The 13223-nt window shown below is 47.8% G+C and carries 12 protein-coding genes; 2 read left to right on the forward strand and 10 right to left on the reverse strand.

Annotated features, from left to right (window positions below):
* Window positions 1-113: 113 nt before the first annotated feature.
* Window positions 114-998 carry a DMT family transporter gene (locus ACG3M1_RS13530; RefSeq protein WP_008817098.1) on the reverse strand — a complete coding sequence of 295 codons (885 nt, stop codon included), beginning with the start codon at window positions 996-998 and terminating at the stop codon, window positions 114-116.
* 219 nt (window positions 999-1217) lie between these two features.
* Here ACG3M1_RS13530 and ACG3M1_RS13535 point away from each other — a divergent pair, with 219 nt between their 5' ends.
* Window positions 1218-1808 (forward strand): xanthine phosphoribosyltransferase, encoded by a 591-nt coding sequence (locus ACG3M1_RS13535; protein ID WP_008817097.1) that lies wholly within the window; start codon window positions 1218-1220, stop codon window positions 1806-1808.
* Between the two features lie 296 nt (window positions 1809-2104).
* Here the strand turns inward: ACG3M1_RS13535 and ACG3M1_RS13540 are convergent, their stop codons facing one another.
* The 9 genes from ACG3M1_RS13540 to ACG3M1_RS13580 form a co-directional block, all read right to left on the reverse strand.
* Window positions 2105-2626: an ECF transporter S component gene (locus ACG3M1_RS13540; RefSeq protein WP_257324521.1), complete on the reverse strand. Its 522-nt coding sequence runs from the start codon at window positions 2624-2626 to the stop codon at window positions 2105-2107.
* Between the two features lie 9 nt (window positions 2627-2635).
* On the reverse strand, window positions 2636-3253 hold the full coding sequence (locus ACG3M1_RS13545; protein ID WP_008817094.1) for a TlpA family protein disulfide reductase: 618 nt from the start codon (window positions 3251-3253) through the stop codon (window positions 2636-2638).
* A gap of 257 nt (window positions 3254-3510) precedes the next feature.
* Window positions 3511-4419 carry an ornithine carbamoyltransferase gene (gene argF, locus ACG3M1_RS13550; RefSeq protein ID WP_002611409.1) on the reverse strand — a complete coding sequence of 303 codons (909 nt, stop codon included), beginning with the start codon at window positions 4417-4419 and terminating at the stop codon, window positions 3511-3513.
* A gap of 11 nt (window positions 4420-4430) precedes the next feature.
* Window positions 4431-5600: an aspartate aminotransferase family protein gene (locus tag ACG3M1_RS13555; protein WP_008817093.1), complete on the reverse strand. Its 1170-nt coding sequence runs from the start codon at window positions 5598-5600 to the stop codon at window positions 4431-4433.
* 4 nt (window positions 5601-5604) lie between these two features.
* On the reverse strand, window positions 5605-6477 hold the full coding sequence (argB, locus tag ACG3M1_RS13560; protein ID WP_008817092.1) for an acetylglutamate kinase: 873 nt from the start codon (window positions 6475-6477) through the stop codon (window positions 5605-5607).
* A 12-nt stretch (window positions 6478-6489) separates the two neighbouring features.
* Complete coding sequence (gene argJ, locus ACG3M1_RS13565) at window positions 6490-7707, reverse strand: bifunctional glutamate N-acetyltransferase/amino-acid acetyltransferase ArgJ (protein ID WP_008817091.1); 1218 nt, start codon at window positions 7705-7707, stop codon at window positions 6490-6492.
* Between the two features lie 16 nt (window positions 7708-7723).
* Entirely contained in the window at window positions 7724-8758 is a 1035-nt protein-coding gene (gene argC, locus ACG3M1_RS13570; protein ID WP_207636070.1) for an N-acetyl-gamma-glutamyl-phosphate reductase, read from the reverse strand.
* Window positions 8751-10145: an argininosuccinate lyase gene (argH, locus tag ACG3M1_RS13575; RefSeq protein ID WP_395814253.1), complete on the reverse strand. Its 1395-nt coding sequence runs from the start codon at window positions 10143-10145 to the stop codon at window positions 8751-8753. The genes argC and argH overlap by 8 nt, the downstream gene beginning before the upstream one ends.
* Window positions 10146-10234: 89 nt before the next feature.
* Window positions 10235-11458 carry an argininosuccinate synthase gene (locus ACG3M1_RS13580; protein ID WP_002611420.1) on the reverse strand — a complete coding sequence of 408 codons (1224 nt, stop codon included), beginning with the start codon at window positions 11456-11458 and terminating at the stop codon, window positions 10235-10237.
* 552 nt (window positions 11459-12010) lie between these two features.
* Here ACG3M1_RS13580 and ACG3M1_RS13585 point away from each other — a divergent pair.
* Window positions 12011-13189, forward strand: coding sequence for an ATP-grasp domain-containing protein (locus ACG3M1_RS13585; RefSeq protein WP_009270956.1), 1179 nt, complete (start codon window positions 12011-12013; stop codon window positions 13187-13189).
* The last annotated feature ends 34 nt before the right edge of the window (window positions 13190-13223 follow it).

Here is a 13223-nt window from a genome sequence, read left to right on the forward strand (position 1 = left end):
CAGTATAAACAGCTTGTGCTTTTTTTAACATGATAATTATATCACAAAGCGTACGTATAAAAAAAGCGGTAAATCGTAAAAATTTACAGCTTTTTATGTATTTATACTTTTTTTCAGCAGATATCCTGCTGCTTCTCTTTCTTCTTTCGTCCCGGCTTATATTCAATATATAGAATGGAGGAGAAAATCAGACAGGCTCCGAGTATCATCGGAGGACTCATTACCTCCCCCAGCAGCAGGAAGGAGAAGATGGAAGCAAACAGCGCCTCCATGGACAGGATCAGGGATGCGCTGTTGGCAGTTGTAAATTTCTGCGCAAAGGTCTGCAGCAGATAGGCAAGCAGAGTTGACACAAAAATCAGATAGGCCACATTTCCTGCCGCATGCCAGTTAAAGGAGGTCGGCGGCTGTTCCAGCGTCAATGCACATATCGTGGAAATAACGCCGGCTGTCATCATTTGCAAAGCGGTCATGCACACCGTATCCACATGGGCAGAGTAGCGTTCCAGCGCAATGATATGCAATGCGAAGAACAAGGCGCAGATAAGGGACAGCATATCGCCGAAGCCCAGCATGAGTGCATCCTTTTTCAACGTCAGCAGTGCAATACCCACAATGCACAGCAATGAAGCAATCAGCTCCTTGCGGGAGGGACGCCGATGCCAAAGCAGCCAGAGCAGATAGGGCACAAACACCACATTGGTAGCGGTCAGAAATGCATTCTTACTCGGCGTTGAATACTTCAAGCCAAAGGTTTGAAAGGCAAACGCCAGAAACAGAAATATCCCTGTCACGATTCCATGTCCAATCGTTGCACGATCCAGCCTGCGCAGCTTTTTCCAGCAGATCAGCAGTGGAAAAACAGCAGCCCCTACAAAACGTATCATCATGATATAAAACGGAGACAACGCATCCAGCGCTCCGTCGGTAGCGATGAAACCGCCTCCCCAGACAACGGTAACAACCACCAGTATCATATTTGCGTATATTTTTTTCATAATTCACCTCATTGGTCAACATCATACCACAGCCTTTTCGCTGCCGCAAGTATTCTTTATCAGGAAATATAAGCTTTTTTCGTATCCTTTTTACAGTCGAAGTCCCCGTCCCATGCAAGCAAAAAAAGGATTGCTATTTCTCTATCTCCATATTATAATAATACCCATGAGAAATCAGTCTCGTTTTTTTATACAATTTAAGAGAGAGGAAGCGTTTGTATGAGATTACTGGAAGAATACATAAAAAAATACGGCAATGCTCTGAATGAGGATGTTTTGAAGGTGGATGCTTTTTTGAACCATCAAATCGATGCACAGCTGATGATGGAGCTGGCAAAGGATTTCAAAGAGCATTTCAAGGATAAGCACATCACCAAAATTGCGACAATTGAGACAAGTGGTATCGCACCCGCAGTCATGCTCGGTTACTTGCTGCAGGTTCCCGTTGTCTATTTCAAAAAGGATACCTCCCGGATCATGAAGGACGATCTGTATACCTGTCAGATCCATTCCTTTACCAAAAACAAGGATTATGATATCATCTGCAGTAAGAAATATTTGTCCGCTGATGACCATGTCCTGTTTCTGGATGATTTCATGGCGAATGGTGAGGCATGTCTTGGCGGGATTGAAATACTGAAGCAGGCAAACGCTGTTATCGAAGGCATAGGAATCGTAATTGAGAAAGCCTTTCAGCAGGGGCGCCTGAAGGTAGAGGCGCAGGGGTATCCGGTGTATTCTCAGGCACGCATCGCTTCCCTTTCACAGGGAATGATTACATTCGTTTCCGAAGAGTACGAGGTTGCATAGGCGAATATTATACATAATCCGGACACTGTCCGGTTTTTTTTCTGCTTTTGGTATGCCCCACACCCCCGTACATAGTGATTGCGAGACTGTATCTTTTTATTGAAGCTGCACACGCTCCCCCTCTGCCGCACCCTCGCTTATTTCACCGCTGAAATATCCTAAGGATTATTCAATCTGCAAAGGATGCAATACTTCAATAAAAAAGGAAGACTGCACAGCGATTTCGTAATCGCATACACTCTTCCCTTCTACATATATGTGAAAGCATACACAGCAGAACTGCCTGTTCGGCTGCATCAATCCTCTGCTTTTCTGACCTCCAGCTTTTTCACGACACTCACAAGAAGCGGTATCATCACCAGCTGCAGCACAATGCCGGGTATCGCAGTAACAAAGGCGGCAGTTAAAAATATCTGCACGGTATATGCCTTGTGTGCCATGCTCAGCAGCACCAGGTTGGCAAGTCCGCTGACTGCCCTTCCTGCCAGCATCGTGATAATTAAAGAAGGATACAGCGGCAGCTTTTTTGTCATCCATCCGCTCAAAAAGCCATACGTCGACAGCTCCAAACACATGGCAATTCCGGTCGGCATGAGCGGCGGCATGCCGGTTAATGCACTCGACAGCAGCGGTGTCAGCATGCCAACCAGAGCGCCATAGGCGGGGCCGCACACAAATCCGCACAGCAATACCGGTATATGCATCGGCAGAAAAACTGTGCCTGCCTGCGGTCCGAAGGAATGAAAGGCAAAGGGCAGTACAAGCCCCAATGCCAGAAAGAATGCTGACAGTGTCAGCTGTTTGACCTGATTACTCATAAAATCCCCCTATTTTGTTACGGCAGAAAACATATCCTCATAGATTTTTTTCAGCTCCTGCGTTTCCTTCTCTGTCATTTTCCGTTCATGCGCATCATGACCATCCACCGTACCAATGTGTCCGGAAACAGCCTTTCCATCCTTTACGACCACGACAAAGGGCACGTAAAGCTGATACTCACCTTGATCATCCTTTTCCATAAACTGCTTTGTATAAGAAATCATCTCCAGCTTCTGCTTTGGTGTATAGAGAAGCTCCTTCTTGTCATCTCTTGTTCGTATGTATAAGATATGCTGCTTATCTGCCTTCGCGACTTCATTCATCACAGGCAGTGCCTCCACACACCACGGACAGCTTGGATATCCGAAATACAGGATTGCACTTTCCTTTTTCTGAAATACGGAAAGAGCCTCCTGCATATCCGAATCTACAAACTGATTTTTTGTTTCCCTAAAATCCTTATATCCGCTCATATCCGCACTTTCATCAATTCCGCAGGCACTGCTTTTATCTGTTTCATCTGAGCAGTAGGCATCCTTTTTATTCGGTTCTGACTTATCTGTCTCCGTATTTGCACTGCATGCGCATAACAGGCTGACCATGAGCAGCAGAACGATTTTTTTCATAAAATCACCTCATTTGTCTGTGTTGATTATATCATACCTGTCTGTAAAATCACATAAAAACCATATAAAATATATCATCAGGAAAAGAACCGACTCCCTATCCAGTCAGTGGGATACTGTAAATTTCCTTCAGCTCATATCAAGCACAGATGTAATGTCGTTTTTACTGAACAGTATTATGTATTGCTTTTCACCATATGTTCCAGCGTATCGAAAGGGAAAAGAAAACGGACAGCTTCACCATCCGTTTCTTTCGATCAGTCCTTCAGCAGTGTAACAAGAACCGCCTTTTGCGCATGTAGACGATTTTCCGCTTCGTCGAAGATTTCATCCGCATGAGCTTCAAATACCTTCTCTGTAATTTCCTCTTCCCGATGTGCAGGCAGGCAGTGCAGTACCATGGCATCCGCTTTTGCCACAGCCATGCATGCATCATTGATCTGATAGATGCCCTCAAAGATCTTCCTGCGTTGAGCAGCCTCCTGCTCTTCCCCCATGCTCGCCCACACATCCGTCACCAGTACATCCGCATCCTTCGCGGCCTCCAGCACATTCTGGGTCAGTGTGAAGCGTCCGCTGGCCTGTGCACGCTTCGTGATTTCCTCATCCGGCAGATATTCCAGCGGGCAGGCACATGCCACCTCCATGCCGGCGAGAATTCCACCGTTGATCAGGGAATTCGCCATATTATTTCCGGCACCGATAAAGCACATTTTCAAACCCGTAAGAGTACCCTTGTGTTCCCGAATCGTCTGTAGATCTGCCAGCACCTGACAGGGATGCACATAGTCTGTCAGACCATTGATAATCGGAATGCTTCCATATTCCGCAAGCTCCTCTACATCGGAATGCTTGTACGTGCGAATCATAATGCCATCCAGATAGCGGGACAGCACACGTGCCGTATCCTTGATTGGCTCTCCGCGTCCCAGCTGCATATCATTGGCATTCAGATACAGTGCAGTGCCACCCAGCTGTGCCATTCCCGTTTCAAAGGAAACACGGGTTCTGGTGGATGATTTGGTAAAAATCATACCAAGCGTTTTATTTCGCAGGTATGGCGTAAACACACCCTTTTTCACTTCTTTTTTCAGACTGTCTGCCAAATCCAGCAGATCATACAGCTCTTCCTTTGTCAAATCTGCAAGTGTCAGTAAATGCTTCATCGTCTTCCTCCTTACGCAATCTGCGTCAGTACAGCTTCCATAACATCCATCGCTTCCTTCAGCTCATCCAGCGTGATGGTAAGCGGAGGCAGCAGGCGGAGCTTGTCCTTAGCCGTTAAAAGCAATACGCCCTTTTCAATGCATGCAGCCACAACATCCCTGGCTGTAACACCATCCAGAACCACACCACGCATGAGTCCCAGACCATTGACCTGTACGACATGCGGCATTTCGCTCAGTCGCTGCTCTACATAAGCACCCTTTTTTTGAACAGCGCTCAGAAACGCTTCATCCATGCGCTTTAATACAACACATGCACCGGCACAGGCAATGGGATTGCCACCGAACGTTGTACCATGATCGCCGGGATGAAAGGTGTCGGATACCTTTTCCGACAACAGGACACCACCAATCGGAAGACCGTTCCCCAGCCCCTTTGCTGTGGTAACGATATCCGGATGAATCCCATACTGTTCATACGCATACAGGGTACCGCAACGCCCGATACCGGTCTGCACCTCATCCACGATCAGCAGGATGTCCCGCTCCCTGCACAGCTCTGCCACCGCGCTCACAAACGCCGGCTCCAGTGGAAGTACACCGCCTTCTCCCTGAATCATCTCCAGCATGACAGCACAGGTACGCTTGCTGACTTTGCTTTTCAAATCCGCGATATCATTGGCAACCGCATGTACAAATCCGGGTGTAAAGGGATCAAAATGCTGGTGGAAATGATCCTGTCCGGTTGCACTCAACGCCGTAATGGTTCGTCCGTGAAAGGAATTCACCAGCGTGATGATTTCATGCCGTCCAGAGCCATAATGATCACTGGAATATTTTCTGGCAACCTTGATTGCACCTTCATTCGCCTCTGCTCCGGAATTCGCAAAAAACATATTGGTAAAGCCGCATCGCTCACACAGCAGCTCTGCCACATCACTGTCCGGCTGTGAATAATACAGATTGGACACATGCGGAAGCGTGGCCGCCTGGCTCGCAACAGCCTGTACCCATGCATCATCCGCATAGCCAAGTGCATTTACACCGATACCGGCTGTCAGATCCAGATATTCCTTTTCATTTTCATCATATACCCGACAGCCCTTGCCATGCGTCAGCACAACATCAAAGCGTGCATACGTGTGGGCGATATAGTGCTGATCATTCTCTTTTATACCCATATTCTCACTCCTCTACCAGGGTTCCGATGCCTTCTTCACTGAACATTTCAATCAGAATGGAATGCGGAACCCGTCCATCGATAATCACCGCCCGCTGCACAGAGCCCTGTACAGCTGTCACCAGACAGTCCACCTTGGGAATCATCCCGCCGCTGATGACACCATCCTTTTTCAATTCCTCGATTTCGGATAACGTCGCTCTTGGAATCAGCGAGCCTTCATCCTCGGGATTTCGTAAAAGCCCCGGTATATCGCTAACCAGAATCATATTTTCCGCATGCAGCTTAGCCGCAATACTGGCCGCTGCCGTATCTGCATTGATGTTATAGGCATGTCCTGCCGCGTCACAGCCGACACTGGCCACCACCGGAATATAGCCCTTTTCAATGATATCCAGAATCAGCTCCTCATGAATCTCCTCGATTTCACCGACATAGCCGAGATCGCCCTCATCCACCGTATACTGCCTTGCCTGAATACAATTGGCATCCATTCCGCTGATGCCGACCGCTCTGGCCCCCTTCTGGTTGATCAGGGACACCAGATCCTTATTCGTTTTTCCAGCCAGCACCATCTGTACAACATCCATTGTTTCCTCATCTGTATAGCGCAGTCCTGCGACAAAGCGTGACTGCTTACCAACCTTATGCAGCATACCATTGATTTCCGGCCCTCCGCCGTGCACCAGCACGACATGCACACCGATTTCCGACAGCAATACAATATCCGTCATGACATTTTGCTTCAGCGTTTCATTTTTCATGGCGTTTCCGCCGTATTTAATGACAACGATTTTACCGTTATACTTCTGTATATACGGAAGTGCCTTGGACAATATGGTCGCTTTCTGTATGGCATCTATTTTCAATGTACTCACATCTCCCTTATCCTATGTTCGATAGTCTCCATTGATTTTCACATAATCATACGTCAGGTCACAGCCCCACGCCGTAGCCTGTGCACTCCCCTGCTTCATATCAATCAGAATATCAATTTCACTCTCACTTAAAATACAAAGTGCCTCTTCCTCATCAAAGCCGCAGCCTGCGCCATCCTTACATACCAGCATACGGCCTGCCTTACTGGCTAGCGTGACATCCACCTTATGAATATCAAAATCCCCCTCTGCATATCCGATGGCACACAGGATACGCCCCCAGTTGGCATCACGTCCGAACATGGCAGCCTTGAACAAAGAGCTTGTGACAACGGATTTTGCAATCGCTTTCGCTGTTTTCGTATCCTTGGCAGAGGCTACCCTGCAGGTCAGCAGCTTGGTAGCTCCTTCCCCGTCCTTGGCGATATTTCGACTTATTTCCACACAGATTTCCATCAGTGCCTGCTTAAAGGCTTCATAATCCTCATTACGCTCACAGATTTCCGGATTCTTTGCCAGACCATTCGCAAGAATACTCAGCATGTCATTCGTTGAGGTATCTCCATCGACACTGACCATATTGAAGGTGTCTGCGACTACCTCATGCACAACGGCATCCAGCAGCTCGGCAGAAATCGCCACATCGGTTGTGAGGAATGCCAGCATCGTTGCCATGTTGGGGTGAATCATACCGCTCCCCTTGGCCATACCGCCGATATGACATACCCTGCCCTGCAGCGTAAAGGTCACTGCGAATTGTTTCTTAAAGGTGTCTGTGGTCATGATTCCCTCACATGCATCGCTTCCGCCCTTCACATCCAGTGCAGAAACCAGCTCCTGCATGTGCTCTTCAAACGGTGTAATGCTCAGCGGCTCACCAATGACTCCGGTAGAAGCAACGATGATATCCTCTGCGTTTAGATTCAGTTCCTGTGCGCAAAGCTCACACATGCGATTTGCGATTTCCTCTCCATTGGCGTTGCAGGTATTTGCATTGCCGGAATTGCAGATGATCGCCTGGGCATGACCGTCCTGCAGATGCCGCTTTGTAACAGCGATCGGTGCTCCCTTCACCTTGTTTAATGTATATGTGCTGGCAGCCGTACACATGACACTGCTGTAAATCAGAGCCAGATCCTTTTTCGAGCGGTTCCTGCGTATCCCGCAGTGAATTCCAGCAGCCTGAAAGCCCACAGGTGCACAAATACCGTTTTCCATCCAAGTAACCATAATCAATTTCCTTTCCCTAGAAGGAGGCAGGCACATACATCAGCCCGCTGTCCTCCTTACAGTCGAACAGAATGTTCATATTCTGTATGGCCTGTCCGGCAGCACCCTTCACCATATTATCGATGGCCGATACCAGAATCAGGCGGTTATTGCGAGCCTCCATATGCAGGGATACATCGCAGAAATTCGAATACTTAATATATTTCAAATCCGCACAGCTGCCCAGAGGCAGTACGCGGACAAAGGGTTCGTCCTGATAGAACAGCCGATACATCGTCCAAAGCTCCTCCAGAATTGCTTCATCCGTCAAATCCACATAAATCGTTGAAATGATACCGCGGTTAATGGGCAACAGGTGCGGTGTAAAGGTAATGCTGGCTTTGCTGTGGCACAGCTCGGACAGAGTCTGTTCAATTTCCGGTGTATGGCGGTGTGCCGCAACCTTATACGGAGCAAAGGCTTCGTTGCAGCGCGGGAAATGTGTGTTATCACTCAGTCCCTTGCCTGCCCCGGTTGTCCCTGACTTCGCATCGATGATGATATGCTGCTCATTGACCAGCCCCAGCTTCATGAGCGGTGCAAGTGCCAGCGCGATGCTGGTTGGATAACAGCCCGGATTACCAATGATATCCGCCCCTTTGATTTGCGCACGATACAGCTCCGGCAAGCCGTACACAGCCAATTCATGGAGCTCACTGTCATGATAATCCAGCTTGTACCATTCCCTGTAATCCTGCTCATCACGCAGACGGAAATCCGCCCCCAGATCAATGAATTTCACATGAGCATCATAGCATTTGCGTGCCAGCGGCTCACTGAGTCCGTGCGGCAGGGATGCAAATACGATATCCGATGCTGCAATCACCGTGTCCTCATCGCTGAACACCATATCACAGAGCTGGTAAAAGCCCGGATATAATTCACTGATAGGCTTTCCGGTATAGCTTTGGGAGCTGATTGCCGTCAGCTCGGCATATGGATGCATCAGCAGCAGCCGCACAAGTTCTGCACCGGCATAGCCGCTGGCTCCAATGACCCCCGCTTTAATCAATTTCATCTGCATCCATCTCCTTTTGTATCGCTTTCACATGTTCAATATGTGCGGCAACGATTTCCGGAGCCGGTCCGCCGATGACCTTTCGCTGTTTCACACAGGTCTCCATAGAAATCGCTTCATAGATGTCTTCTTCAAACTCATCACTGAAGCTTTTATACTCATCCAGTGTCAGTGTTTCCAGTGTTTTTTCCTGTTCCTGTGCATAGCTTACCAGTCTGCCCAAGACCCGGTAGGCGTCCCGAAATGCCATGCCCTTCTTCGTCAGATAATCGGCGCAGTCGGTCGCATTGATAAAGCCCCTGGCGGCTGCATTACGCATATTATCCTTGCGAATTGCAGCGCTTTTGAGCATCGGTGTAAAGGTGGTCAGACACAGCTGCACTGTATGAAGGGCATCAAAAACTGCCTCCTTATCCTCCTGCATATCCTTATTATAGGCAAGCGGAAGTCCCTTCATCATCGTCAGCAGCGTCTGTAAATCGCCATAGACCCGTCCGGTTTTTCCACGAATCAGCTCTGCCACATCCGGATTCTTCTTCTGCGGCATAATGCTGCTTCCTGTCGCAAAGGCATCGTCCAGCTCCATAAATTTAAATTCCCAGGAGCACCAAAGAATCACCTCTTCCGCAAAACGGGACAGATGCATCATAACCATAGAAAGATCGGATGCAATTTCTATACAGAAGTCGCGATCACTGACACCGTCCAGAGAATTCATGCTGATGCTGTCAAAGTGAAGCTGCTCCTTTACAAATTCCCGGTCAATCGGATAGGTGGTAGCTGCCAGAGCACCGCTTCCCAGCGGGAGTGTGCGAATTCGCTTCTGTGCCTCCTGCAATCGCTGAAGGTCGCGTAAAAACATCTCCGCATATGCCATCAGATGATGCGCAAAGGTGATGGGCTGCGCACGCTGCAGATGCGTGTAGCCCGGCATGATGGTTTCCGTATGCTCCTGTGCCTTTTCACACAGGACCGTAAGCAGCTCCTGCAGCTTGTCACATACCGTACGTACCTCATCACTGCAATACATACGGGTATCCAGTGCCACCTGATCATTACGGGAGCGCGCTGTATGCAATCGCTTTCCCGCATCCCCGATCCGTTTTGTAAGCTCCTGCTCCATGAACATATGAATATCCTCGGCTGAGGGATCAATCAAAAGCGCGCCGCTCTCAATATCTCTTTGAATCGCTTCCAGCCCCTGCGCGATGGCAGCACCGTCTGCTTTTGAAATAATTCCCTGCTTTGCAAGCATGGCCGCATGCGCCATGGAGCCTTTTATATCCTGTGTAACCATAAGATGGTCAATGGAAATACTGGAGTTGAAATCATTCAGCCGCTGATCCGCTTCCTTCTTGAATCGTGCATCCCATAAATTCATATGCTCTCATCCTCTCTTTTCCTTGTATGCCAGAAGGCAGTGCAGTCTAAATGCTGCAGCATTCAACAGACTCCCCTTCTTATCTATATTTATTTCTTCCTTTTTTCATCCATGATCGCCTTTACCTTGATTGGCAGCCCATACAGATTGATAAAGCCTGCGGAATCATTTTGATCATAGGAATCATCCTCACCAAAGCTTGCAATCTGCTCGGAATATAAGGTATATGGCGAGGAAATGCTGGCCGGTGTAAGATTTCCCTTATACAGCTTGATTTTCACCTCACCGCTCACGGTTTCACTTGTCTTATCGACAAAGGCACTCAATGCTTCACGAAGCGGAGTGAACCATTGTCCGTTGTAGAGGATTTCACCGAATTTAATTCCTACCCCCTGCTTGTAATGCATGGTTTCCTTATCCAGACAGATGGATTCCAGCCACTGATGCGCCTTATATAAAATGGTTCCGCCCGGTGTTTCATAAACACCACGGCTCTTCATTCCCACCAGCCGGTTTTCTACCATATCAATGATACCGATGCCGTTGGCACCGCCAATCTCATTCAGCTTTGTTACCATTGCCTGACCGCCCAGCTTTTCACCATTTAATGCTGTCGGAATTCCCTTCTCAAAGGTCAGAGTGATATAAGTCGGTGTATCCGGAGCCTGTTCCGGGGTCACTCCCATCTCCAGTATGTCATCATACTGCGGCTCATTCATCGGATCCTCCAGATCCAGCCCCTCATGGCTTAAATGCCACAGATTTTTATCCTTGGAATAATTGGTTTCTCTTGAAATCTTTAACGGAATGTTATGCGCTTCTGCATAATCAATTTCATCATCTCTGGATTTCAGCTCCCATGTTCTCCATGGCGCTATAATCGGCATATCCGGTGCAAACGCCTTGATTGCCAGCTCGAAGCGTACCTGATCATTCCCCTTACCGGTACAGCCGTGACAAATAGCGTCTGCCCCCTCCTGTTTCGCGATTTCCACCAGCTTCTGTCCAATCAGCGGACGTGCAAAGGCTGTACCCAGCAGATATACATCCTCATAAATGGCATTGGCTTTTAAACAGGGATAGATATAATCCTCCACAAATTCATCCTTCAAATCCAGAATATACAGCTTGCTGGCACCGGTCTTGATCGCTTTTTCCTCAAGTCCATCCAGCTCTGTTCCCTGTCCTACATCCGCAGAAACCGCAACGACCTCACAGTTATTGTAATTTTCCTTCAGCCACGGGATGATAATGGAGGTATCCAGCCCTCCGGAATATGCAAGTATTACCTTCTTAATGTCTTTTGTTTCCATGTTCTTCTCCTCTTCTTTCTGTTATTCTTTCTCTACGTTCATTGTAACACGTTTTCAGCCCTTCTCGTCGTTTTCATCGTCGTTTCATCATATTTTTCATATCCTCACCTCATGTACAAAAAAAGCGCCGTTCGATATACTCGAAAGACGCTTGCACGCGGTACCACTTCCGTTGCTCTGTCAGAGACAGAACCCCTTGTTTCATAACGCAGAAAGATCGCGTCCCATGATACTTGATTCCCACAGGCTCTAGCAGGTGCGCTTCCCCATACGTTTCACAACAGCCTTCCACCATCGCTGTCTCGCTTTTGATTCCGGTATGACTACTCTCCTGCATCATCGATTTGTTGAATACATCATACTACTGTGAAAACTCAATGTCAACCTTTAATTTCATAAATTTACATTTCGCTATCATTTCTTTCAATTTTATTACAAAATAAACTTATTTCTTTCATTTCATATCATTTCAAGCAAGACTGCTTTGACAATCCCTGCGGAATACAGTAGAATTTAACCATACATATGAAATAACCGTCAGGAGGGAATTTTATGAACTTTATCTTTATTTCTCCGCACTTTCCGGAAAGCTACTGGCTGTTCTGTCAGGGACTGAAGAACAACGGTGTCAATGTGCTGGCGATTGCGGACACTCCGTACAACTCGTTAAGCACCAATCTGAAGAATTCCATCAATGACTTCTATCAGGTTTCCAGTCTTGAAAACTACGATGAAATGCTGCGGGCAGTTGCCTGGTTCACCTATAAGCATGGAAAAATTGACTGGATCGAATCAAACAATGAATACTGGCTTCGTCAGGATGCAGCGCTGCGCAGAGATTTCCATGTTGAAACCGGATTCCCCTGCGAAGCGCTTGACAACTGTCAGAGCAAGCATCGCATGAAGGAGTTTTTCGCGGCTGCCGGATTGAAAACCGCCCGCTGGCAGCTGGCAACCAATCTGGAGGATGCACAGAAATTTACAGAGCTTGTCGGATATCCGATTGTAATCAAGCCGGATATCGGTGTAGGTGCCAGTGATACGCACAAAATCAAAAACGGGGATGAGCTGCGCACTGCCTTTGCTCATGGCTTTAAGGAAGCTATGATTATGGAGGAATACATAAACGGGAGCTGTTTTTCCTTTGACGGTATTACAAACAGTAAAAAGGAGCTGCTGTTTGTGACCTCTCATCAGTACACGGATAGTATTATGGATGCTGTCAATGAACAGAAAAATATCGGCTGTTATTCCTATAAGGATATTCCTGCCGATATCATGGAGGCCGGTACCCGCAGTGTGGAAGCCTTTGATACACGCAGCAGATTCTTCCATTTTGAATTTTTCCGTCTGCTGGAGGATCAGCCGGTTGGTAAAAAAGGCGATATCATCGGCCTTGAGGTCAATATGCGCCCGCCTGGCGGCTTCCTGCCGGATATGATCAACTTTGCCAATGACAGCAATGTCTATCAGCTGTGGGCAGACATGATCGTTCATGACACGATCCATTACCAGCAGGTGCGCAAGTATTCCTCCGGCTTCATCGGAAGAAGAGACCGCCTGCACTATGCACATACCACGCAGGATATTCAGGACACCTATCGCGACAGTATTCTGATGATTCGCCGTCTTCCTGCGGCCCTTGCCACTGCTATGGGGGATGAGGTGATTGTGGCACGCTTTAAAACCGAGGAGGAAATCCTTGATTTCTTCCGCTATGTACAGGAATAAAAAACCGATAAAGCAGGATACCCCTTTTATGAAA

Origin of the sequence: Clostridium sp. 10cd* (genome assembly GCF_044336395.1) — a bacterium.
GTDB classification, from domain to species: domain Bacteria; phylum Bacillota_I; class Bacilli_A; order Erysipelotrichales; family Erysipelotrichaceae; genus Clostridium_AQ; species Clostridium_AQ innocuum.